Origin of the sequence: Acinetobacter sp. YH12138, assembly GCF_015218525.1 — a bacterium.
Lineage (GTDB): Bacteria > Pseudomonadota > Gammaproteobacteria > Pseudomonadales > Moraxellaceae > Acinetobacter > Acinetobacter amyesii.
Map to the genome: position 1 here is coordinate 1483163 of NZ_CP048670.1, position 24898 is coordinate 1508060.

21 protein-coding genes and 1 pseudogene are annotated in these 24898 nt (G+C 39.9%); 12 read left to right on the plus strand and 10 right to left on the minus strand.

Annotated features, from left to right (window positions below):
• The first annotated feature begins 113 nt into the window (after positions 1-113).
• Positions 114-1286, plus strand: coding sequence for a lipid-A-disaccharide synthase (lpxB, locus tag G0029_RS07270; protein WP_180107199.1), 1173 nt, complete (start codon positions 114-116; stop codon positions 1284-1286).
• A gap of 370 nt (positions 1287-1656) precedes the next feature.
• Here lpxB and G0029_RS07275 read toward each other — a convergent pair whose 3' ends face one another.
• On the minus strand, positions 1657-2607 hold the full coding sequence (locus G0029_RS07275) for an AraC family transcriptional regulator (protein WP_180107197.1): 951 nt from the start codon (positions 2605-2607) through the stop codon (positions 1657-1659).
• Positions 2608-2788: 181 nt separating this feature from the next.
• On the opposite strand from G0029_RS07275, the gene G0029_RS07280 reads away from it, so the two are divergent.
• Entirely contained in the window at positions 2789-3994 is a 1206-nt protein-coding gene (locus G0029_RS07280) for an alkane 1-monooxygenase (protein ID WP_180107195.1), read from the plus strand.
• A gap of 460 nt (positions 3995-4454) precedes the next feature.
• Here G0029_RS07280 and G0029_RS07285 read toward each other — a convergent pair whose 3' ends face one another.
• The 8 genes and pseudogenes from G0029_RS07285 to G0029_RS18555 form a co-directional block, all read right to left on the minus strand.
• Positions 4455-5399 carry a phosphatidate cytidylyltransferase gene (locus G0029_RS07285; protein ID WP_180107193.1) on the minus strand — a complete coding sequence of 315 codons (945 nt, stop codon included), beginning with the start codon at positions 5397-5399 and terminating at the stop codon, positions 4455-4457.
• Complete coding sequence (locus G0029_RS07290; RefSeq protein WP_078191048.1) at positions 5399-6049, minus strand: lysophospholipid acyltransferase family protein; 651 nt, start codon at positions 6047-6049, stop codon at positions 5399-5401. Before G0029_RS07290 ends, G0029_RS07285 begins: the two co-directional genes overlap by 1 nt.
• Positions 6050-6111: 62 nt before the next feature.
• Positions 6112-6540, minus strand: a complete 429-nt coding sequence (locus tag G0029_RS07295; protein WP_180107191.1) for a hypothetical protein — start codon at positions 6538-6540, stop codon at positions 6112-6114.
• Positions 6537-7889 (minus strand): phosphatase PAP2/dual specificity phosphatase family protein, encoded by a 1353-nt coding sequence (locus G0029_RS07300; RefSeq protein WP_373685017.1) that lies wholly within the window; start codon positions 7887-7889, stop codon positions 6537-6539. The genes G0029_RS07295 and G0029_RS07300 overlap by 4 nt, the downstream gene beginning before the upstream one ends.
• 18 nt (positions 7890-7907) lie before the next feature.
• Positions 7908-9662 (minus strand): bifunctional alpha/beta hydrolase/class I SAM-dependent methyltransferase, encoded by a 1755-nt coding sequence (locus G0029_RS07305; RefSeq protein ID WP_180109865.1) that lies wholly within the window; start codon positions 9660-9662, stop codon positions 7908-7910.
• 47 nt (positions 9663-9709) lie between these two features.
• A complete protein-coding gene (locus G0029_RS07310) occupies positions 9710-10345 on the minus strand; it encodes a CDP-alcohol phosphatidyltransferase family protein (RefSeq protein ID WP_111884317.1) in 636 nt (211 codons plus the stop codon).
• 81 nt (positions 10346-10426) lie between these two features.
• Positions 10427-11011, minus strand: coding sequence for a hypothetical protein (locus G0029_RS07315; protein ID WP_373685016.1), 585 nt, complete (start codon positions 11009-11011; stop codon positions 10427-10429).
• Positions 11012-11074: 63 nt separating this feature from the next.
• Positions 11075-11215, minus strand: a pseudogene (locus G0029_RS18555) (hypothetical protein); the annotation flags it as partial.
• 268 nt (positions 11216-11483) lie between these two features.
• Between G0029_RS18555 and ybaK the strand changes: the two are divergent.
• Entirely contained in the window at positions 11484-11951 is a 468-nt protein-coding gene (gene ybaK / locus G0029_RS07320) for a Cys-tRNA(Pro) deacylase (protein ID WP_180023982.1), read from the plus strand.
• Positions 11952-12064: 113 nt separating this feature from the next.
• Here ybaK and G0029_RS07325 read toward each other — a convergent pair whose 3' ends face one another.
• Entirely contained in the window at positions 12065-12556 is a 492-nt protein-coding gene (locus G0029_RS07325) for a hypothetical protein (RefSeq protein WP_180107185.1), read from the minus strand.
• A gap of 356 nt (positions 12557-12912) precedes the next feature.
• On the opposite strand from G0029_RS07325, the gene G0029_RS07330 reads away from it, so the two are divergent.
• The 9 genes from G0029_RS07330 (at position 12913) to G0029_RS07370 (ending at position 24774) form a co-directional block, all read left to right on the plus strand.
• Positions 12913-13182 carry a hypothetical protein gene (locus tag G0029_RS07330; RefSeq protein ID WP_180107183.1) on the plus strand — a complete coding sequence of 90 codons (270 nt, stop codon included), beginning with the start codon at positions 12913-12915 and terminating at the stop codon, positions 13180-13182.
• Between the two features lie 584 nt (positions 13183-13766).
• Entirely contained in the window at positions 13767-15551 is a 1785-nt protein-coding gene (locus tag G0029_RS07335) for an IucA/IucC family protein (RefSeq protein ID WP_180107180.1), read from the plus strand.
• Positions 15544-17001: a lysine N(6)-hydroxylase/L-ornithine N(5)-oxygenase family protein gene (locus G0029_RS07340; RefSeq protein ID WP_180107178.1), complete on the plus strand. Its 1458-nt coding sequence runs from the start codon at positions 15544-15546 to the stop codon at positions 16999-17001. Before G0029_RS07335 ends, G0029_RS07340 begins: the two co-directional genes overlap by 8 nt.
• The gene (locus tag G0029_RS07345) at positions 17001-18836 is read left to right on the plus strand and encodes an IucA/IucC family protein (protein ID WP_180107176.1); all 1836 of its coding nucleotides are present in this window, start codon (positions 17001-17003) and stop codon (positions 18834-18836) included. Before G0029_RS07340 ends, G0029_RS07345 begins: the two co-directional genes overlap by 1 nt.
• A 54-nt stretch (positions 18837-18890) precedes the next feature.
• Positions 18891-19523 (plus strand): GNAT family N-acetyltransferase, encoded by a 633-nt coding sequence (locus tag G0029_RS07350; protein ID WP_111884324.1) that lies wholly within the window; start codon positions 18891-18893, stop codon positions 19521-19523.
• Positions 19520-19912, plus strand: coding sequence for a hypothetical protein (locus G0029_RS07355; protein ID WP_078190999.1), 393 nt, complete (start codon positions 19520-19522; stop codon positions 19910-19912). Before G0029_RS07350 ends, G0029_RS07355 begins: the two co-directional genes overlap by 4 nt.
• Positions 19888-21159 carry an MFS transporter gene (locus G0029_RS07360; protein ID WP_227591888.1) on the plus strand — a complete coding sequence of 424 codons (1272 nt, stop codon included), beginning with the start codon at positions 19888-19890 and terminating at the stop codon, positions 21157-21159. The genes G0029_RS07355 and G0029_RS07360 overlap by 25 nt, the downstream gene beginning before the upstream one ends.
• A gap of 15 nt (positions 21160-21174) precedes the next feature.
• Positions 21175-23442 carry a TonB-dependent receptor gene (locus G0029_RS07365; protein ID WP_180107172.1) on the plus strand — a complete coding sequence of 756 codons (2268 nt, stop codon included), beginning with the start codon at positions 21175-21177 and terminating at the stop codon, positions 23440-23442.
• A gap of 111 nt (positions 23443-23553) precedes the next feature.
• The gene (locus G0029_RS07370; protein WP_180107170.1) at positions 23554-24774 is read left to right on the plus strand and encodes an MFS transporter; all 1221 of its coding nucleotides are present in this window, start codon (positions 23554-23556) and stop codon (positions 24772-24774) included.
• Positions 24775-24898 lie beyond the last annotated feature (124 nt).

Below are 24898 nucleotides of genomic sequence, written 5' to 3' on the forward strand. Positions count from 1 at the left end.
TTTCTAAAATGGTGAATTAGAGCTGTGCAGCTTTTTTCAGGAAATCTATTAACTTTGTGAAGGACTCGTATAGAATCTATAGCTAAAGAAAATTGAGTTAAAAGGACAGACTTTTGCAAAATCGGAAACTTAAAATTGGCATCGTGGTTGGGGAAGTATCCGGGGATACATTAGGCGCCAAGCTTATCCGTAGTTTTCGAGAGCAAGGGATCGATGCGGAATTTGAAGGCATCGGTGGTCCGCAAATGATTGCAGAAGGCTTTAACAGCTATTACCCGATGGATATTTTATCGGTGATGGGGATTGTTGAAGTCTTAAAAGATATTAAAAAACTCTTTGCTGTACGTGATGGTCTGGTTGAAAAATGGACTGAAAACCCTGTCGATGTTTTTGTAGGGATAGATGCACCGGATTTTAATTTGCGTTTATCTAAGAGCTTAAAGCAAAAACAGCTACCAATTAAAACAGTGCAATATGTCAGCCCTTCAGTATGGGCGTGGCGTCAAAGGCGTGTACATGGCATTAAAGCAAGTATTGATTTAGTCCTTTGCTTATTTCCATTTGAAAAAGCGTTTTTCCAAAAATGGCAAGTTCCGGCTGCATTTGTCGGACACCCATTGGCAAGTCAGTTGCCTTTAGATAATCCACTCGTTGCGGCTAAACACGAGTTAGGCTTAGATGAGCATCAAAAACACATTGCATTACTTCCGGGCAGCCGTCGCGGTGAAATTGAGCGTTTGGGGCCTTTGGTACTGTCCGCCGCACAGATTTTGACGGAGCAGCATCCAGACTATGTGTTCCTGATTCCTGCAATTAATGATGCACGTAAACAGCAAATCGAATTGTTGCTCAAGCAGTACCCTGAAGCATTACAAGCCAAAGTTCGCTTGATGGAAAACACCGATACCGAATCTAAAATTGGCCGTCAGGTGATGAACGCATCGAATATTGTCGCTTTGGCTTCGGGTACAGCGACTTTAGAAGCGATGCTTTTACACCGCCCAATGGTGACCTTTTATAAGTTAAATTGGCTGACCTATCATGTGGTGAAATTGCTGATCAAAATTCCGTATTATTCATTGCCAAATATTATTGCGGGCAAAAAGGTGATTCAGGAACTCATCCAACATGATGCAACGCCTGAAAAATTAGCAGCAGAAATTGAAAGCTTGATGGATGTTGAAAAATCGCAAATTCAAGTGATGCAGCACATCACCATGCATAAACAACTGCTTTCAGGTAACAGTGAAAACCCTGTGGAAGCGATTTTAAAGCTTTTAAATTAAATAACTGATGTTACGCAGTAACATCAGGAGCGTAATTTAATTTAAATAAAAGTATGATACACGGTAACGTCATCCACAACTGTTCGACGCAGGACTACTTCTAATCAAAAAAGTTTTTGCGATACTTTGAGTAATTTGACGCTAGTGAACGAGTTTTGTCGGTGAGGTGCATTGCACCGTAAGATGGTTTCCTTGCGAAGCTTCGCTTCTCATTTTGCCGAATGAGAAACAACGTTTCGTAAGAGTACCTCCAGCCGAAGGCTAATCCCTTTATTCAATCCCTAGATGTAAGACTCCGTCGAATAAAATTAAAAATCATTTTAAAAATGCAAAATTACTTTTATGTGCGTAACGTCAGTTAAATAAACCTCTAAGGTGACTCAGTTTTTGCGAGCTGATGCTGCTGTCGATACTGGCTCGGTGTGAGATCATAAAACTTTTTAAAAGTTTGGCTAAATGCCGTTTCAGATGAGTAACCGATACGATGTGCAATTTGCTGAATAGTTAGTTGTCCCATTTGTAAGTGCTGTGTCGCCAGTCGCAAACGATGTTGCTGCAAATAGGCGAGTGGAGTTTCACCGAGCATTTGAGTGAATAAACTGGCAAATTTAGAACGTGACATGCAACATTTTTCTGCCAAGCTTTCAACGGTCCAAGCATGCTGTGGTTGTTCATGAATCGCGGCTAAAGCATTGGATAATTCAGGATGACTCAAGGCATGCAACCAACTGCTTGAATCTGACAAGGCTGCAATATAATCACGCACACATTCGATAAATAAAATACTCACCAAATGATCCAAAATTTTGTCGCGGCCTGGACGGATCTGATGCGCTTCAACTGCCAGAAAATGTAAGCCAATTTGCAACCATTCCGGTGCGGTACTGCTCATGATATGTGGTGTATGTAACAGCGTGGGGAGGGCATTCACTAAAGGTTTTGCCATAATGCTGTCGACATGTCCACGGATCGCTAGTACAAATAATTCTTCTGCTTCATGAGATTCGGCAGAATTTAATTCAATGGTTTTATTTCGTTGCTCTTGAAACAGTGGCGTGATATTTATTGATTCGACCAAGATATCAGACTGTATAGATTTGCAGTGGTGGTTTTGCCCTGACGGAATAAGGCAAAGATCGCCAGCTTCAAGCAAAACCTGCTCTTGATCTATATGCACAACACACTGACCTTGAATCACCACATACGCAACCATGGCATTGTGATCTTGAAAATGAAAAGCCCAAGGATGCTTTGATCTCAAATAAATATATTCAGATCGGTGGAGATGAATATCATCAAAAATTTTACTTAAAGCATCCATATTTCAAATATTTACTCATATTAATTTTCTATTTATAGATAGTCACTATGTGTTTAAAGGTCAACATTTATCCTTAAATGCCAAAGACGATCACATAGTTTTTTTGGACGCTTAAAACTGTTATGGCTGCCCATATTTTACGAATATAAACACAGAAGAAGTAAATAGGGAAGTCTAGCGCATGAATGCACCAGTAAAATTAAATGAACAGCAGCTCGCTCAGTTAGAAAGCAAAATCGGTAGTGTTTTAGATAAAAAACGTTATGGTTGGCTATTGAGTCCAGGTTTACCAGTCATTGGTATGGGGATTTTGGCGGGTTATCATTTTGGTCCAAAACCGACAAAAAAACTATTTGCCATGGGCGGGCCGCTTCTACTGCATGTCATTATTCCTGCACTGGATGCACTGATCGGTGATGATGCCAATAACCCGACAGATGATGACATCAAAATTTTAGTGAATGATCCTTATTATGATCGGATCGTCAAACTATTTATTCCACTGCAAATGGCAGCGAATGCATTTGCAGGCTATGTTGTTACCCGTAAAGATGTTTCATTATTAGATCAAGTTCTACTTGGGATTTCGATGGGTGCAATCAATGGTGTTGGCGTAAATACAGCACATGAACTCTGCCATCGACCCCATAAAAAAGACCATTACTGGGCACATGCGACGCTCGCACCTTTGGGTTATAGCCATTTCCGTATAGAACATCCATACGGACACCATAAACGTGCGGCAACTCCTGAAGATCCTGCATCTTCAAAAATGGGTGAAACCTTTTATGAGTTTTGGCCACGCACTGTATTTGGTGGAATTAAATCGGCGGTGCAGATTGAGAAACAACGTTTAAAACGTAAAGGTTTAAGTTTCTTTTCGAAGGAAAATGAACTGTTTCATGGTTGGGCGATGAGTGCAGGTTTTCATGCCTCGATGCTGAAAATGTTTGGTAAAGGCGTGACACCGTATTTAGTTACACAGGCCTTTTATGGAATCAGCCTTTTTGAAATTATTAATTATATTGAACATTATGGCCTGAAGCGTGAGCAAAAACCGGATGGAAGTTATGCGCGAACCATGCCTGAACATAGTTGGAATAACAATAATATTGTGACCAATCTATTTTTGTATCAATTACAGCGACATTCAGACCATCATGCATATCCGACTCGTCCATTTCAGGCTTTAAGACATTTTGATGAAGCGCCAGAGTTGCCTAGCGGCTATGCCACTATGCTAATTCCTGCTTTAGTACCCTCTATTTGGTTTAAGATGATGGATAAACGTGTCTATGATCACTACCAAGGCGATTTAACTAAAGCCAATATTCATCCTAAACGTCGTGCAAGTATTTTTAAAAAGTTTGCAATTTCAGACATTTAAATCGAATACCTGATAAGAAGAATCCCAAGCTTGTTTACTTGGGATTTTTTATTGTGCATATTATTAACTGATGTTACGAAGTAACATCAGAAGCGCACGTTGATTCAAATAAAAGAACGATACACGGTAACGTCATCCGCAACTGTTTGAGACAGGACTAATTGTAATCAAAAATGTTTCTGCGATACTTTGAATAATTTGACGCTAGTAAACGCGTTTTGTCGGTGAGGTGCATTGCACCGCAAGATGGTTTCCTTGCGAAGCTTCGCTTCTCATTTTGCCGAATGAGAAACAACGTTTCGTAAGAGTATCTCCAGCCGAAGGCTAATACCTTTATTCAATCCTTAGATGTAAGACACCGTCGCATTGACTTAAAAATCATTTTTAAAATGTGAAATTAATTCTACATGCGTAACATCATTTAAAATCCCAAATTTTCTGTTTAAAACTTAGTCATTTCTTAAGACCACCAATAGCGCAAAATGTGGAAAAAAATCGGTGCTGAAAAGCAGATGGAATCAATTCGGTCGAGCATGCCACCATGGCCTTGGATAAGTTGTCCCCAATCTTTTACACCACGATCGCGTTTAATGGCCGACATGACCAGACCACCAAAGAAACCGAATATACAAACAATAAAACCAATACATGCAGCCTGTAGATAGCTAAAGGGTGTAAGCCATGACATAGCAACACCTAGTGCAGTGGCTAAAGCAATGCCTCCGATTAAACCCTCAACGGTCTTAGATGGTGAAAGTATCGGTGCGACTTTGTGTTTTCCAAATAGCTTGCCACAGACATATTGTAAGACATCGGAGGCTTGTACCACCATGATCAGCCAGATCGCTAGCCAAATTTTTTCACCTTCAAATCCGGGAAGTTTAAGATTTAATAGCGCAGGCACATGTGAAATACAGAATACACTGATCATCAGACCCCATTGAATTTTTGAACTGCGCTCTAAAAATCGCGTGGTATCTTCGGCTTTGAGTGTAGCGATAGGGATAAGAAGAAATACATACAGCGGAATAAAAATCGAATATAGCCCATACCAGTCGATATACACCAAGTAATACTGGTAAGGGATGACAAAATAAAAAGCGATCAATAAAGGAAGATAATCACCGCGACGGGTCGGCAGTAAACTGATAAATTCACGTAAAGCAAAGAGTGAAATCAATGCAAACAGCATCACAAAGGCGATTTTGCCTAATGAAATTGCTACACCAAGTACCAACAACATGACCCACCATGCATTGATCCGCGCATTTAAATTGTCGATGACCGGTGCTGGTGCATAACCCGCTTTAAATTTTAGTATTGAGCCAATGGTTGAGGCAATAATCAAAATAACTGCAAAGATACCAAACAATACATAGGTCATTTGCGCATTGGTGAATTCCATTATTGATACTCCAATGCTTTTAATTTGAGTAATTCATCCTGAGCGTAGTTTAAAAACTCAGTTTTACTGTGTTCATTATGGGCTTCTAAAGGTTTGCCAAAAATAACGGTAGATAATAATGGCAATGGTATAAGCGCGCCTTTAGGCATGACACGTTTTAAATTAGAGATCCACACTGGTACGATTTCAACATCAGGAAATTGATTTTTGAGATGGAATAAACCGCTTTTAAACTCTAATAATTCAACGTCATCATTTAAATTCCGAGTGCCTTCAGGAAAGAAAATAATCGAGTCACCTTGTGCTAATACGGTTTTGATCGGTTCTAATGGATCTTGATTTTGCTCTCGATTTCGCTGAATAGTGACGCCAGTAAACGTGTCTTGAATGAGAAAACGTCGAAAGCCATCTTTTAACCAATAATCCGAAGCCGCTACAGGACGCGTCTTCCGTCTGAGATCTGTCGGCAGTGATGACCAAAGCAAAATAAAGTCGATATGGCTATTATGATTTGCATAATAAATACGCTGTTTCATAACCGGTTTGCACCCGACCCATAGACTCCGCGCGCCCGTGAGTAGCCGCGCCCCACGACGAGTGAGAAAGGCAATATAGCGAGCAATTGAACGGCTTAAAAAATTACCTTTCATTGGTGAGTGAGCATTCCCTGAAGTTTCTATTGGATTTGGCATGGCTTCAAATTATTGTAAATTTATCTATACAGTAAAAATATGCAGATGAATGCGATGTATTGCAAGCAAAGCACAAAGATCTGCCATTTAAATAAAGCCAGACAACCTAACTCACGTAGTTCCCATGCGCGGCCACATTTATTTGTAGGCATTAATTTTAGGTTAATTAAGCTTAAGTCCAGCTCTTTGGTGGTTTGTTCTAGGCTTTGGGTTTGGCTGTATTCAGCGACAGTGGCTAACAGTGCCGAATCAAATTTGATTCTCAAGCTTAAATAATGCTGTATTCCGAGCAAAACTAGACAAATCAATACATATAGCAAATCGAATAGCATTACATTGCCAAACTGGATGATGAGCCAGAGCGTGAAAATGGCTGCCACATAAGCTGAGATGAGCAATCCAGTGGTGGATTGCAACAACTTTGACAGCACCACAAGTTGTAAATTCATGGTGCAAGTCCTTTTAGTTTTAAACGATAAGTATTTAAATGTTTTATTTGCGGTGCTTTAAGCACGACCCAAGGACGGTTATGGCGAATAATCCTTAAAACATCTTCGACTGAATATTCAGGATGTTGTTTCAATAATAATGCGGCAACTACAGCACTACTTCGTGAATATCCCAAAGCACAGAAGACCAAGATGTTTTGTGCTTCATCATTTTTTTTAGAGTTCAATAATAGTTCTAAAGACTCTACAGCATGATGCAGTTGATTGGCCTGTAAAGGAATCAGGTCTAAACTCAAGTTTTGAGCATAGGAGCAGTTTGGATAAGTGGGTAATTCTGCGCAACAATCGAGTAAAGCATCATATTGCTGCATGACGTGTTTGGACGGATAGCGACCTAAATAAATATAACTCTGATTGATTTTGATGATTTTAGAATCTTCAGGATGGCGATAAGTCCAGATTCGGCTATTGATCCAAGCAAATACAAAGTAAGGCGCAAACAATATTTTTGCAGCAATGGTCATATCACCATGACTGAGTTTTTGAAAAAAATGCGGTCGATTGAATAAATATGCAAACGAAACTAAAAGCAGACTGCTTGCAGGATAGAGCAGCCAAAGCCACCAACCTTTTGCATGTGCGATTGCGCTACAAAATAAGGCAGCAAACAGATAAAGGATGCCGATTTTGATGTGCTTCAAGCTTAGCCGACTTTGTTGATTTTGAACCCATGGCGCAGAGCCAGACATTGGGAATAGCCATAAACATAAGGCACCAACTAATAAACCTGTTGGGATATCTATAAAATGGTGCTGCCAAGTGCTTAGAACTGAGAGACCGATCAAAAAGGACCAACCATCTACCAGATATTTTAGCTTACCTGTGCTATGCCGACGGTAAAAATCCCAAAGAATCACCAGTAGCACAATGTGCAGGGAAGGTGCTTGATTAAACGGTTTATCAAAGCCCATCAAGACATCAAACCACAACCCGAAAAAACCTGTGAGTTCGGGGCGTTCAAAGCTAAACCGTAGTGGGAAAAGTAAAAAACAGCTGATTGAAATGATTTGTGCTGAAAAAAGTCGCAATACATGTTGTTTTAATTCAAACTTATTCCAACAAAGTAATAAAGACAAACCATAGAACAGATCAATCGACCAATATGGCACAATACTCCATGGCCAAAGTGGAATATATTTTTCCCATTCAAAGACGATAACAGGTACGGAAGCTAAGCCCGCAGCGTATTGATTGGCAAAACCATAACTTAAGAAGAAAAAAGGTGCCAGAAATGCCAAACACAGTAGGCCGTATTTCCAAGTTCCTGTTTCCGTATCCAGTTTATGCATAAGATTGACCATCCAAGCTTAAATTTTTTGTGCAACGGAAACGGTGAAAATACCAAACTCATCAATAACTTGATCGATTTTCTTGAATCCTGCTTGCTCAACCAAGGCATCCATTTCTGCTTGTGAGCGTAAACGCATGACCCATGCATCTCCTTGGCGATGTGAGGTCAGGGCACGGGCAATAAACTCTTGTTGCGGATGCCAAATTTGACCTGTGTAGATGAGATAACCATCTTTCTCAATGGCCTGACTCAAGCCTGATAAGGACTGTCTGAGTAAATCATTATCACTAAATAATTCGTATAAACCTGAGACCACGGCTAGAGTGGGTTTAGGTTCAACACTGGCTAGTGAAGTGGCATCAAAGGCGTCCGCTTCTACAAATTTGGCAATCTGGCTTAAACCTCTTTGCTCAATCATTGCTTGACCCGCTTGTACATTGATCGAGCTATAGTCTCTAAGCAGGATGGATTCAGGCTGCTGAGGCAGTTTTTGTACAGCATCTAAAATATATCGGCCATGGCCTGCTGCAATATCCATAATCCGTACCGCGTGTTGGTCATCATGTAACTTAGAAGCATATTTCGTTAATAGTGCTTCAATATTTTGTTTTCTAAGGCGAATGCCACGCCAACCAATCGCATTTAAATATTGTCGATCGATGATTTTACCCAGTGCATTTTGGCTTTCTGATTGATCTCGATAGACAAAATCTAAGGTGCTGCCAGAGTCATATCCTGTCTCTTCACCAATTTTTAAACCTTTAGAAAAGAGACTACCAATTTTAAGATTTTGTTTGGTTAAGCTCCAAAATGCATGTTTTAAAGAATGTTTGGGAAGCGTTGAACTTAAGGTTTCTGCAATAGCACAGCTTGGGCCAATTTTATCGGCATCTAAAAGTTTAGGTGCGGAATAAGACTGTTTAAAACATTGTTGAATAAAGCGATGGATTTTATCTGTGGCGATTTTTCGATGTTTTTCACCCAAAGTATCATGATAAAAACCATCTAAGACGTGAAATTCCTTCAATGGATGAGGGAGTTTTTGATAAAACGCCACTTGCGGTTTTTGATGCACCACGTAGTCAGATCCTGAACATAAAATCTGTGTAGGAACAAAAATATTTTGTGCATCTTTAACGAGTCGATCTGAAGCTGCGTATAGCCCCAGCAGCATTCGGACTGAAATGGCCCGAGCGATTTTTGGGTCAGTATCATAACTTTGCGCACGTGCAGTATCGTGTGTCAACATTTTGGCTTTGACATAACTATTAATAAAAAAGTTGCCAGCGAATTTATTTATGAGTGTTAAGCCGGGTTTTGCAAAAGGCACATAGAGTTTGATGTCAAATGCAGGCGAGGCAAGGCATAAAGCACGGATTTTAGGGGCATAATCATGCACCCATGTCGCGGCTAAAACAGCACCAACGCTTTGAGCTACAATTGCTATATTTTCTGATCGAATTTGGTAAGTTTGTTCAATATGCTGAATAAAATATTGAATGTCCTGAACGCATGCAGAAAAGCTAGGTGCATCACCACGTTCACCTGGGGTATTGCCGTGACCTCGCGAATCCCAAGCGAAAAAATCAAAATCAGGCAAATTCAATTCATTGACCAAATGCGCCATTCGTCCCGAATGTTCATGGCCACGATGAAATAAGATCACCGCTTTTTTCTTACGGTTGCTTTTTAAACTGCTATTTTCCCAATGTTGATAAAACAAGGATGTTCCATCATGGCTCGTAAAGGTATGCTGAGTATTGTTATACATTGTGTTGTTCTCAAAATAATAAATCGACTGACGATCTAAACTGAAATTTATTGTGGGTTGATAATGCTATTTTTAATGCGGTTATAAATCGTGATAAATAATAAAAAGATGATAATAATCAAAATACTATTGCAAATAAGAGACAATGTATTTAAACCGAAGTTAAATATAGAAGAAGTCACGATCACGATACAGATGATACTAAATACAAAAGCACGGTCACTTTTTCCCATTGGACCATCGTAGCGACGTTCTTGACCCACTAATGGCGCCATCACACCTGTATATTCAGCAAGTATGGCGAGAAAACAGGTCAAAATTAGCAGTTCGGCTTGAATAAAAGCAAAACAAATTAAACTAAAATAGAGTGATGAGTCAGAAATCACATCACATAATTCATTATAAAAAGCACCGAGTTTGGATTGTTGGTTGAACTCACGTGCCAGCATGCCATCTATGGCATTGAAGCCCATTCGAATAAGCATCCACACGGGGAAAATCAACAGTAAAATGCCAATACCGTTGTGAGAGAAATAGATATAAATAAAAAATGCCACAGCTAGCGAAATGAACATTGCTAGTAGTGTTACTTGATTTGCTGTAATACCAAGATGATGAAGTGATTTAACCAAAGGTCGAAGCAGGTTTTGAAATGCAGGTTTAAGTTGGTAGATCGAAGGCATATTATTGTTATAGCGGTATGATTTGCATGAATTTTATACGCTTGATGCTTCACTTAACAAGAATTTGAATGTTAAAGATTGTCACAAGGCTGACGATTCGCCTGTATAACGCATTAAATTTTCTTGTGTAGTACTTGCGACTAATTTTCCATCTTGCCACATTTGCCCATGACTAAGCCCACGTGATTGCGAGGTTCGGGTAGTATTCATGTCATAGAATACCCAATTATCTACCCTAAAGGTATGATGAAAATACATCGAATGATCAAGGCTGGTTGCGATGAGTTCAGGAGACAGATAATTTAAACCATGTGTTTTGAGCGCCGCAGAATATAAATTATAGTCTGAATAGTATGCTGCAATGGCTTGATGTATATGAAGTTGGTCAAATTGGGCATCTAAGGCATCATGGAGTTTTAAATATTCTGCATATTGATTTTGATTTAAGACAGAAGCTTGACCGGACGGTGGCAAATCTGTCAGCACGTATTCAATTGGTTTAGATATGAGCTGAAAAGGCTGTAAAAATGTGGATAGATATTCAGGTGAAATAGATGATTGGATTTGCGCTTTATAGAATTGCTCTTCTTTGAGCATACTTGGTGGAAACTGTTGGATCAGATCTGGTTCAGGTATTTGATACTCCATACCCGTTTCGTTTTTCATATAGGACAACATCACCATATATATTGGTTTGCCATGCTGTATGGCGGTCACTTGTCGTGTAGAAAAACTATGGCTATCACGTAAATTTTCGACTTTAAATAATACGGGATGATTTGCAAGACCCGCAGAAATAAAGTTGGCATGTAAAGAGTGGAGTGGGAGTGTGCAGGTAAGGATGCACTGACTATGCTCTGAGCAAGTAATTGTCCACCAAAAATATGGTCACCAAACAGAGGTTTACTTTGTGCTAAAAAGTAGCCCTGATCTTTGGGTACTACAGATAATAATTGGATGAGGTCTTGAGTCAGCGTTGTCATATTTTTTTTAAAATTTTTGCTTTGTTTAAATGTATTCAACTCAAACTTATTGCACAAGTCATGTTCATGAAAAATATAAAAGTCTTCGCCGGTCTTTCGAGAATAGGCTTATAATTAAGTTTTCCTAGTTGTCCGAATGGAATGACGATAAAGCAATGACACCTGCATGTAAACTCTTAAAATCTAATAAAATCGACTTTACAATTCATGAATATGATCATGACCCAGAAGCAAAAAGTTTTGGTTTAGAAGCTGCGGAAAAACTTGGTTTAACGGTCGAAGAAGTGTTTAAAACATTAATGGTTACGGACGATAAAAATTACTTTGTTGCCGTATTGCCAGTTGAATATCAGCTAAATTTGAAAAAAGTGGCCACAGCATTTGGCTGTAAAAAACTCAAAATGGCTGACCCAAAAGATGCAGAGCGTTTAACCGGTTATTTGGTTGGTGGTATTAGTCCAGTTGGACAGAAAAAACGCTTAAAAACTGTGATCGATGCTTCTGCGCAGCACTTAGCTAAAATCTATGTGAGTGGTGGTAAGCGTGGTTTGGATATTGGTTTAAAACCCGAAGATTTAGCAAAAGTCTTGGGTGCAAATTTTGCTGATGTGATTGATGTTTAAGTGCAGTTTTTCACTACTTAAATTTAAGTGAATTTAGAGGGAATACCTTCCACTTCACAATCTATAAAATAACAGAAGCCGCATTGAGCGGCTTTGTGGTTCGATGTCGCATCTTAATTGGGGATATTTGAAGGAGAAATCACACATGAATATTCGAACTCTCCGGGTTTAGTCTCTTTAAGTAAGTTTTCCCAAGAACTATTCTTTGTTTTAATCCAACTATAAATATCTTCATAAAATTCAGGATTGAGATTAGCTTTTTGAATATATGATTTATTTAGAAGAAATTTTGTCATCAAACACATTGAATTCAGCTCAATTGGATTTCTATTTTTTTCTAAACTAAAATTATTTTTGGCTTCAACTTCGTATTTTCTCAACATAGTTGCTTTGAGTAGTGTTGATTTAAATAATTCCATAGTTAAATCATTAGGAGGTGTTTGATTCGCTAAGGCAAAGAGATTTCCATCAATTCTCAACATAGACGGGAAAAAATTTGCCTGTACATCTAATTCTTGTTGAGGAGACGGTGAAGATTTACATCCTGTTGTTAAAATACTGCTAAAAATGAGAAAACTTATAAACTTTAAAATTTTGTTATGCATCTAGGTGAATTCCTTGTTCAGCTAAAACTTTTAACATTTTAATCTTGGTTAATACGTATTTTGCGCATATTAATACTGATCAATTCACTCCAACTGATTATTTTTAATTTGGAAGTACTAGCTAAGACTACACTTTTGTTGTTACAGATTTAGCTTTTAATAACGAAAATGTATGTAGTCGCAGAAGTAGAATTTAGTAAAACTTCATGTTTAGAGGTTGATTCATTAATAGCACTTAAAGGTGTTTAATTATAAAAATACTTATAAAAAATAGGTATTTAAAATCCGAACAAAACAGTTGTATTTTAATTTAAAAGCTGTAATTTGAAAGAGCGATCTAATAAAGAGACAACAAAATGCCTTATTCAAATACTAAAGCGATTATTGAGCAAATCTATAATTTTGTATTAGAAAAACATGGTTTAGCTTCTAAAAGTCGATTTATGCAGTTATCGATCTTCTTTAGAGAATTGCATGAAGGGGAAGAATCAAAATTTACCGCAGATAGGTCTTTTTATTACAAAGGAATCTTTAATAACAGAGAAAAAAGTATATTTGCGAATGCTGCGCCAGACTTTTTTGATAAGCACAAATTTTTGGATTGGGTTGTTAAATCAATTGATTGATTTCAACCAAATCGTTGGAGTACATAATTCATGCTCTATAACCAGTCTGAATATAAGATATAGATCAGAAATCAGTAGGTGTTTGTTATGAAATACATGCTAATTGGCAATAAGGATGTATGGCCAGTATGGTGTTAGTAAAGTCTTCAATGATTAAAATTTAACTGCACATTTCGTTCCTTGATTTAAATAAAAGCTTGGTTAAAAGCAGAATATAAAAACCCATGTAAAAGACATGGGTTTTTAGTTTAAGTTGCACAATGTGATAATTCGGCTAAAAAATAAGCAACATGATTTATTTGTTCAATGCTAAATGAGAAAATTATCATTTAGTTCCATTTCAGAAAATTATATAAATAAAAACAGAAAAGTTCATATCAAAAAAATTAATTTTTAAATACATAGAGATAAGACCAAATTTGCAATCCTGTAGCAAATCTTCACAAAAATGCAATTATTAATAATAATGATTATCATTAACATAGTTTCACGCTAGCCAGCGTACTAAGCACGACTTGCACAGTTAAAGAAACATAATTACATGACAAAGCTTGGAAAAGCTTAAAAATAGAGGATATGGTCAGATGAAAGAGCTTGCTAATCGCTTGGCGATGCAGCATCTTGTCAATGCATACTCACAAGAAACCGGTAAAGGTATTTTGCTGGAAAAGTATCAACAGAATTCATCACAATTGACGTTTAGCCAAGGCTTGACGTTGTTATGCATCCCTTTAGATTGCATACAATCACAGTTATTTGTACCACTATCTTATGTCAGCCTTGTTGGTAGACATCGTCTTGCAGATCTCCCACACGTCTTTAACAAGGGACAGAAACAGTCATTTAGTATCACCGCGATCGCGAGTTTATTACTTGAACAGCTTGTACAAGAGTCAGGTCATACACTGGATGCTTCATCATTATTGGAGCGTTGGATCGAAAGTCGTGAAGCGCTTACTCAATTTTTGACACTACGTGAACATGATTTTGAGGCTTTAGTCCAAGCGGAACAAAGTTTCATTGAATCGGAACAAGCTTTAATTTTAGGGCACAGCATGCATCCTGCACCGAAAAGTCGGGTCGGTTTTGTGCATGAAGATTGGGAAAGGTATTCGCCAGAAGCCAAAGGTCTCAGCCAACTGCATTATTGGTTGGTGGCTCCAGAATATATTCAAGAAGGTTCAGCTTTAGATCAAGCTGTATCAGCGCAATTGAAAAGCGAATTGCAATGGCATTTATCAGAAACAGATCAAGCACTACTGAATGCTTATTCGCATTATAAGTTATTGCCTTTGCATCCTTGGCAAGCACGTTATTTACAGTCAAAAACATGGTTTAAAAACTTAAAAACCAAATTAAAAATTATCGATTTTGGCGAGAAAGGTTGGGCATTTTCCCCAACAACTTCGGTACGCACCATGGCAAGTTTTGCAGCGCCGTGGATGTTGAAACCGTCACTATCCGTAATGATCACCAATTCAATCCGAGTCAATCTTGCTAAAGAATGCCACCGTGGTGAAATGACCCATCGACTGTGGCATTCAAGTCTTGGTGAGCGTATTTTACAACAATGCCCAACGCTCAAAGCGGTGAATGATCCTGCTTGGATGGCATTGAGCATAGATGATGAAATAGTCGATGAAACTATTTGCATCTTCCGTGATCAGTCTTTTAGTGAAAAGCAGCAGGTGAGTTGTATTGCATCATTGTGCCAAGATCATCCTGCACAGCCGAAAAACCGTTTTAATGCCTTATTTGAACAAATCGCAAAACAACAACCTGAACTTGATCAAAGCGCCATTGCGATCAATTGGTTTAAACAATTCTTAGCTATCAGTCTAAAACCATTAATGTATTTGTACCATCAATACGGAATGGCCTTTGAATCACATCAGCAAAATGTCTTACTTGAGCTTGAAAATGCAATGCCTAAATATCTATGGCTACGTGACAATCAAGGCTTTTACTATATTGAAGAACTTGCAGGTGAGGTCTTAAGCGCGTTTCCAGAGTTGCAAGAAAAAGCGCATGCCGTGGGTTCCAAAGCCTTTGTCGATGAGCGCTTTAGCTATTATTTCTTTGGTAATACTTTATTCGGCATTATCAATGCAATTGGTGCAACTGGATATGTCACAGAGCAAGTGTTGATATCGATATTGCAAAATGAACTGTTGGACTTACATCGGGCATATCCAGAAAGTTCATTGATTCATTCATTACTTTATCAGCCGACTTTGCCGTATAAGGGCAATCTGTTGACACGCTTGTATGAGCTGGATGAATTGATTGCCCCAGTCGATCAGCAATCGGTTTATGTACAATTGCCAAATCCTTTATGTGTGGAACAGAAGGATGTGCAATATGCTTGATTTTATTGGGATAGGCTTAGGGCCATTTAACCTCAGTTTGGCGAGTTTGCTACATAAGCAAAATCATTTGCAATATCAATTTTTTGAAAAGAAACCACAGTTCGACTGGCATGCGGGTATGCAATTGCCCAATACAGTACTGCAAGTGCCGTTTATGGCCGATCTAGTTTCCATGGTCGATCCAACCAGTCCTTTTAGTTTTTTAAATTACTTAAAGGCGCAGCAGCGTTTATACAAATTCTATTTTTTAGAACAAGCTCAGATTCCTAGACGTGAATATAACCATTATTGTCAATGGGTTGCAGACCAACTAGAGCATATTCAATATCAATCAACCGTAAAAGCCATTTATGCCCAAGAGCAAGGCTTTGAAGTCATGGTTGAACAAGATGGACGTTTTAGACGTTATCAATGCCGAAATTTGGTCATTGGTTCGGGTAATGTTCCGCATTTACCACAGTGTCTAAAAGACATACAACAGCAATATCCAGAGCGTTGCTTACATTCTGCAAATTATTGCAATGCAGCGTTAAATCACTTGAAAGGGAATGTGGTTGTACTGGGATCAGGCCAGTCTTCGGCCGAAGTCTTTATGGATCTGTTTGATCGTCAATATTTGCAGGATCAAACCACAACAGCGCAGTTTAAATTGCATTGGCTGACCCGTTCTAATGGGTTTTTCCCAATGGAATATGCGCCGCTTGGTTTAGAGCATTTTAGTCCGGATTATACTACGCATTTTTATCAACTGAGCCCTGAAAATAAAGCCGAACAACTGAAACAACAAGGTTTGTTATATAAGGGCATCAGTGCAAAAACCATCCGTGATATTTACCAAAAACTGTATCACCGAAGCATTGGTCAAAATATTCAACAGACGCATTTACATGCTCAGGTGAGTTTGGTTGCTGCCGAGCCGCATAGTGCGGGCGTCCGTTTGCAGTTTCAGCATAAAGTCACGGCAGAACAATTCTATCTAGATGCGGACTTTGTCGTGGCTTCAACGGGATATCACAGTCCAGAGTGGCAATATCTCAAATATCTAAAACCACTGATTCAATGTGATGAATTCGGTCGTTGGAAAATTAGTCAGGACTACCGCGTACAGCATGACGCTGTCGGTGAAATTTTTGTTCAAAATCAGGAAATGCACAGCCACGGCGTAGGAACACCAGATTTAGGGTTGGGTGCTCACCGTGCAGCGGTCATTGCTAATCAATTATTGGGTTTTGACTTATACGATTTAGGCGATCAAGCACAAAGTTTCCAACATTTTTCACCCAGTGAAAATGCTGAAATGCACAGTATGGGCATTGTGAAGAAATCAGCGCCAACCAATATCCAAAGATCTTTATCCGTAAAAAAAACCATTGCCAACTATGCAATGAACCGCAATACGACTATGCCGAATAAGCAAGAACAGAATGCGGTTAAACTCGAGAAATTATAATGACATTTGCAAAATTACAGATAAATCAAACGCAGTGGCGCCGTGCAGGGCAAAGACTGATTGAAATGGCGATTGCTGAATTTTTATATGAAGAAATTATTCAGATTCAGCAAGTGGAAAATAACACTTGGCAACTCAATCTGGATGACAAAACGTATCAATTTGAAGCGACTCAGTTTCTGCTTGGGCATTGGCGTATTGTTGAAGGGAGCGTTCGAGAGTTAAGTGAATCGACAACAGAGCCCGCATGGAATCTGCATGAATTTATTCGTGCTTTTTCAAATCAAGCTGATGTGAAACCATTTACCAAGGCATATTTGATTAAAGAAATGAACAATACATGGTTAGCAGAAGCCCATGTTTTCGATGAACAGCGATTGCTGAGTCAGGCTGTCTTGTCAGCGCCACACTATCAAATTGAAGGCATGTTACGTGGACACCCATGGCTTATTATGAGTAAAGGCCGTATGGGCTTTGGCTATGATGATTATTTAAGCTCCGCACCAGAGATTTCTCCAACGGTCAAAGTCTTATGGTTAGCTGTTCATCGTGATTTAGCTGAGTTTCGTTCGACCGAGGCTTGGGATGCGCAAAGCTTATATCGCCATGAATTGAATTCTGCGCAATTACACGATTTTCAACAGCAATTGGCGGACAAAGCCTTAGATGCTGCTGAGTATTTCTTTATTCCTGTACATGCGTGGCAATGGCATCAGTGGTTAATCCCCACCTATGCCAATGAAATCGTCGATCAGCGCATTGTCGAATTGGACATTGGACAAGATGACTATGTCCCAATGCAATCAATTCGTACTTTATGCAATACCAGTCATCCTGAACGTCATTATGTAAAGTTACCTGTCAGTATCTTTAATACGGCGGTATATCGAGGTTTGCCTTCAAAACGAAATTTAGCTGCACCTGCGGTGACCGCTTGGCTGAAGGACATTCAACATCATGATGTAGACCTGCAAAAAACACAGGTAGCATTTTTGGGTGAAGTTGCAAGTTTAACTTTGCAACAGCCATGTTTTGATCAGATAGACGGTGCGCCTTACCAATTTAAAGAATTGTTTGGTTGTTTATGGCGTGAAAGTGTCGAGCCATGTATTGGTGAACACCAGTTAGCACTTTCCCAAGCAGCATTGTTGCATCGAGACATAAATGGTCGGTCTATTTTATCCGTGTTGATTGAGGCTTCAGGTTTGACGCCTTTGCAATGGCTGAAGCGTTTTGCTGAAGTCTGCGTAACACCACTACTGATTTGTTTATACAAATATGGTTTGGCTTTTTCTCCCCACGGTGAAAACACCATGTTGATCCATGAAAATGGCATACCGAAAAAAATGGTGCTGAAGGACTTTATTGATGATGTCAATTTAGTTGATGAAGATTTTCCAGAACTCGAAAATTTACCACCCGAAGGGCAAATTTTACTGCGCCATCCTGCTGAAGAACTTAGTCACTTTATCTTTACAGGTTTATTCATGGTGCATTACCGCTATATCTGTAATGTCTTCCTTGAAGATTATCCAGAGCATACAGAACTTGAGTTTTGGCAAACCATCTCCAGCGTGATCGACGAATTTCATCAAGCACATCCTGAATTGGCAGATCGTATTGAAAAATTCAGTATGTTCCGTCCAAATTTCGAGAAAATTTGTCTGAACCGCGTTCGGCTGTTTACCACCAGTTATAACGACGAAGCAGAACGACCAGTACCTGTATTTTTAGATCCAATTGCAAATCCTGTGAGTCCAAGCACTTTAAATCAGTGGGCGAAACAACAGCATACCGCCGAACAGAAAACGACAACCAACCGTATTGCGTCATAAGCAGATTTTTGAGCTAAGAACAGAAAAGATTAAATAAATTTAAAGGACGAGATCATGACAACGTTATCACGACAACTACCTGATTTTTATGAATACTATGAGAATGAGACGCAATACTACTTACGACAAATGCAATATCCAGAAGATATGGCTTTGGTTCATAAATGGATGCATGAACCGCATGTGATTCCACAGTGGCAACTCAATAAGTCAGAAACTGAACTAAAAGTGTATTACGAAAAAATGCTGGCAGATGATCATCACCGAATTTTGATCGTAGGGGTAAACGGTAAAGATGTGGGCTACACAGAGATTTACGAGGGAAAACGGGATCGATTAGGTTTGTACTACGACGGTGACGAGCTAGATCTAGGTTGGCATTTGTTATTTGGTGAAAAGTCCGTTTTTGGTAAAGGCTATTTACGTCCCGTCATGCGTTTATTGAGTTTTTATATCTTTGAAAATGCCGCCTCAGCCAAGATTGTGGGAGAGCCTGATCATAGTGTGAAGCCTTATGCCGTCGTAGTTGAAGACATGTGCTATGAAGCGCAGCGCCTAATCCCAATGCCTGAAAAGACTGCCATGTTGTATTACTGCTTTAGAGAAACTTTTTATGCAAAATTTGGTCATTACTTAAACGACTCCAAGGCATTTCAGCATCAGCAACTAGCTAAGGCGGTGTCATGAGTTATCGCTGCACCCACATGCACATACTGGACATGCGCTTTTCAGCGCATGTTTCAGTGGAAGAGTTTGAACAATGGTTGACTCAAGTTGAGCGCTTTTTTTTAAAGAGTCAGCCCTTTGTTTTGGTAATGCAAACGGCTGAGGGAACGACTTTTCCCGAAGAATATCGGCAAATACAGGCCGTTTGGTACAAGAAGTTTAAACATCTCTTTTTTCAATATTGTTTGGGTCTGGTGCGTATTGCACAAGATCCAGATGACTTCAAACGTTTAAATACACCCGCACTGCATGCAGCGTGGCGTGTGCCTTATTACGTTTCATTAGAACAGTCTGATGCGCTGCAATGGGCAGTGCAGAGGTGGATATGCAACAACACTCAAGAAAATTAAATCATGCAATTTCACCATCTCAAATTTCAGTCCTAAGTTTGAGCGTCGTGATCATTTTGTACTTAGCACATGCATTGCCTTTGTATTTTTACAATGTGGCTTTGCCTGCTATTTTACGACATCAATGGGTAGATTTACGTTGGATTGGCATGTTATCGCTGCTTTACATTCCATGGGCATTCAAGTTTTTTTGGGCGCCTTGGATCGATCAGCTCTATGTCAAAAAACTCGGTAAACGTAAAACATGGCTATTATTTACGCAAATCGCATTGGTACTGGGGGTATTGGTTTTAGCCTTTACGCAGTTTTCTTATGGACTGACTTTATTTGTCATTGTTGGTTTATGGATTTCAACGTTTGCGGCAACGCAAGATATTGCGATTGATGGTTATACCGTAGAGAAATTTACCGAAGGCAATTACCGTCTGGGCAGTATGGCACAAAGTATTGGGGTGGCCGTCGGTAGTATGCTCGGTGGCGCTGCGACTTTATGGATTTACCAATATTGGGGTTGGCAGTCAGCGCTCACAACTTTAGCGCTGCTGACATTTTTAACCATGTTTGCTGTGTTTTTTATTCAAGAAGAACCAGAAACTCAACTTGCCAAAGCCAAACCAAGCCTACGACAAGCGTTTAAACGACCTGAGATTCGTTGGGCCTTGCTGCTCATTGTTTGTTATCGCGTGGTGGAAGCACCCGCTATGGCAATGCTGAATCCCATGTTGATCGATCAAAAATGGTCACTGTCTCAGATCGGGGTGTTGATGTCTGTGGTCGGTGCCGGTGTCGGCCTGATTGCAGCTGTTAGTGCAGCTGTATTGCTGAAAAAAATCAAAGCGACGCAATTGTTGGTCTGGGCAGGATGGTTACGTACATTGCTATATGCCGTCATTGGGGCAGCCGTTGTATTGGGGTGGTTGAATCAATGGCATCTGCTTTTAGGTCTGTTTGTCGTGCTGATGCTAGCCATTCGTTATATCGCCATGACATCACTCTATGCCTATTTCATGCAGACCAGTTCTAAAGAACAAGCCGGTACCGATTTCACCATATTAGTGTGCTTTGAATTGCTCGTTTACTTCATTGGCGGTGCATTTTCAGGCTTTCTCGCAAAATCATTAGGCTATGGACATTTTTACTTGGTATTGGCAATCGGCTCAGTAATCAGTGTCTTAGTTAGTCAACGTATTGTTTTAAAAGCACAAAATTTAAAAACTCAAACACTTCCGATTCAACCGGAACTCTAAGAAATGGAAAAGAATATGAAACGTTTAGCTCTACCAATGCAACTGACGTGTCTCAGCCTTGCAATTTGCACTCAGCTTTATGCACAAGACGTTACGACAGACACTGCACAAAATACTGCGGTCGAAACGCAAACTGCAGAAGCTACTCAAATGGCCCCGATTGTCGTGACGGCAACCCGTTCTGCGAAAAGCATTGCCGATATTGCGGGTACGGTGTACAGCATTCCTAAAGAAGAAATTGAAAAACAAGCCAATGCAGGTAAAAGCACAGCTGATATTGTCGGTTTATTGGTGCCATCACTGACTCCATCAAGTGGTACAACGTCTAACTATGGGATGACCATGCGTGGACGTGTGGTGCAATACATGATCGATGGTGTGCCGCAAACGGGATATCGTGATGGATCTCGACAACTGGCAAGTATTAGCCCGTCGATGATTGAACGAATTGAAGTGGTCTCAGGTGCAAGTAGTATTTATGGTTCAGGTGCGACAGGCGGTATCATCAATATCATCACCAAACGAGGTGGATCAGAGCCGCTGAGTTTTGAAACAAAAGTTGGTGTCACTTCTGGTAATAACTTTAAGTCTGATGCGCTAGCTTATGAAGCTGCACAAACCATGAATTTTAATCAAGGCAATTTACGCGGAACTTTAGGTGCAAGCTATACCAAACGTGGTGAAATACAAGATAGTCATGGCAATCGTATTGGGCCTGAGATTGCGCAAACAGACCGTCAAGATACCGACACTTTAGATCTAAATGGTCGTGTCAGTTGGAAAATTGCCGATGGTCAAACGCTGAGTTTCGGTGCGCAATATTATAATGATGAGCAAGATAGTGACTATGGTCCAGACTATGGTCCAAATTTAAATGCGCTGCGCTCACAGCCCGTGGGTGGAAAGCTGCCGTTGTCTTTAAATGCGGTAAAAGGCTTACAACTTGCCGAACAACCACAAACTGAACGTTATAGCGTCAACGCACAATATGAAAATCAAGATATTTTAGGCCACCGTCTAAATGCTGAAACCTATTATCGAAATGAAAAAGCACGGTGGTTCCCATCTGCACGTCAAATGGCACCTGAACTCTTCTTGGTGTATCAGTCAGAAACCGATATCGATGTTTTAGGCGCACGTGTTGCACTACAAAAAGATCTTAACTTAAATGGTCGTGAACTGGGGCTAACCTATGGTGTGGACTATGAAAAGGAAAAAGATCAACAAAATATCCAAATGTATGACAGTGCTACATTTATTCAAAGTAATGGTCTGAGTTATCAGCCGTTTAACTATTATGCCTTTGGCCCAGATGTTGAAACAGAAAAACTTGGCGTATTTGCCCAAGCGCAATATGAATTAACCGACCGTCTTGGTTTACAAGCCGGCATTCGCCATGAGCGGGTAGAGAGTGATGTCGATTCATCTGTGCCTTATATGGAAGCCATTACCGCAGATTTAACCCCAGGTTATGTGGCGAAAACACTGAATGGCGGCAAAGTGAAACATGATGCAACGCTGTTTAATGTTGGCGCGGTGTATCACTTAACAGATGTACAGCAAGTGTTTGCCAATTTCTCACAAGGTTCAAACTTGCCCGATGTGCAACGTATGCTGCGCGATGTGCCAGCAAATTCTGTGATTAATAGCCAAACCATTGACCCGATTAAAGTCAATAACTATGAGCTCGGTTGGCGTGTACAAAATGCCGGTGGTTTAAATGCAGGAGTGACGGCTTTTTATAATGACTCAGATAAAAGCCTGAAATTTGGTGCGCCGAATTACACCATTGATGTTATTGATACCGATGAACGTATCTATGGTGTCGAAGCCAATGCCAGTTATGAAGTTCAACCAAATTGGACGGTTGGGGGCACAGTTGCATATACCACGGGCCAATTTAAAAATACCCAAGGTGACTGGCAAGAATTGGATGCCATTCGTGTAGCACCTTTAAAAGGTACAGCATTTTCAGAGTGGCAATTTGATAATGACATGAGCCTACGTGTTCAAGCTTTAGCGATTGGCGGTACAGACAAAGCCCAAAAAGACGCTGTGAAATATGGATCTGCTCCAGCAGCGGCAATTAAAGGCTTTGCAACGATGGACGTGATTGCCAATGCAAAAGTAGGATCGGGTAATGTGGGCTTTGGTGTCTACAACGTATGGAATACGGATTATAAGTCGGTATACAGCCAGTCGGTTGAAACTGTCTATGGCCCAATTTCTAGCCTAGCAGCTCAAGGTCGTACCTACGGTTTAAGTTATACGGTGAAATACTAATTTAAATCCTGAATCAGGGTTAAAGCACGGTATCGTGACTTACAAAATAGAGGTGGCTTAAGTCACCTCTATTGTTTATAACGTAGCCATTAAAAATGGATAACAAAAATAATGGATCGAAATAATAAACTGTTTATTGCTGCCAGTCTTGCCAATGGTGCAAGTTTCTCGATGATATTGCCGCTGTTGGCGCCATTGGTTCGTGAGTTAAAACTTTCTGAACTACAAGGCGGTGCGATGGTTTCCGTCGGTGCGCTGCTGATGGCCATCGGTGCGATTTACATTTCAAAAAATCAATCCAAGTTTTCGATTTATCAACTGTTGAGTATCGGTTTTGTGGGCATGGCTGTGACATGGGGGCTATTTACTGCAGTGTTGATGTATGGCCTTACTGTTCATATAGGGATGTTGCTGCTGTTTAGTTTATTGATGTTGTCACGTGCAGCGACTGGGGTATTTATGGCGATGCCACAGATTGCCTTGCAAACTTATGTGATGACCCGTTTTAGCAATGAGCAGCAGCGTTCACAAGCGATGTCAAAATTCGGTGCATTAAATAGTGCAGGCGTGATCATTGGGCCATTTCTAACAACTTTGCTGTTGGGCTTCGGTGGAATCATGACGCCGCTTTGGGCTGCAATCATTATTTTAGCGTTGATTTCTGTGGTCTTGGTACTCAGCTTTGATCGACATACCGAACAGCATAGCGTTGAAAAGCCAGTGACAGAAAAGCATGAGTCACCATCTACGGATTTGAGCATTCAGCAATGTTATCCATGGTTAATGTTAGGTTTTAGTCTCTATCTTGCTATCGTGACTGTAAATTTAACGGCAGGGTTTTATATTCAAGACCGCTTTAATATGACTGCTGCAGAAGGTGCAGTGCATTTTGCAGAGTGTTCTCTCGTCGTAGGTATTGCTTTGGTGGTTATGCAAATGCTGATTTCTAAGTATTTAAATTGGTCTGTATATCGCTTACTGTGGGTTGGGCTGTTTAGCATGGCAGCAGCCTTGCTGATTTCGGTTTTCACCACTGAATTACGGATATTTCAAGCCACTTACCTGTTATATGGTATATCGGTTGCATGTTTAATCCCTGCATTTACAACGGGTGCAGCGCAAACGGCGCCGAGTGCGTTACAGACCAAAGTGGCAAGTTGGTGTACAGCAACTCAGGCTTTGAGCTTTGTGGTCGGGCCACTGATTAGTACGGGTTTATACCAGTGGCACAAAGAATTTCCGTATTATTTTTTATTTTTAGTGATGCTTGGTTTAATCGTATTCTTTTTATTTCAAACCAAAACTCAAACCGTAAAGCGAGTAACTGAGTGAAATATGCAGAGACTTGTATACTTACTTCAATAGGTCGGTGTGAAAATAGGACTATCCTGACAATAGATGGTTTTGATTACATGATGTTACTTGATCGGTGATTGATCTTACAAAATAGATGTTT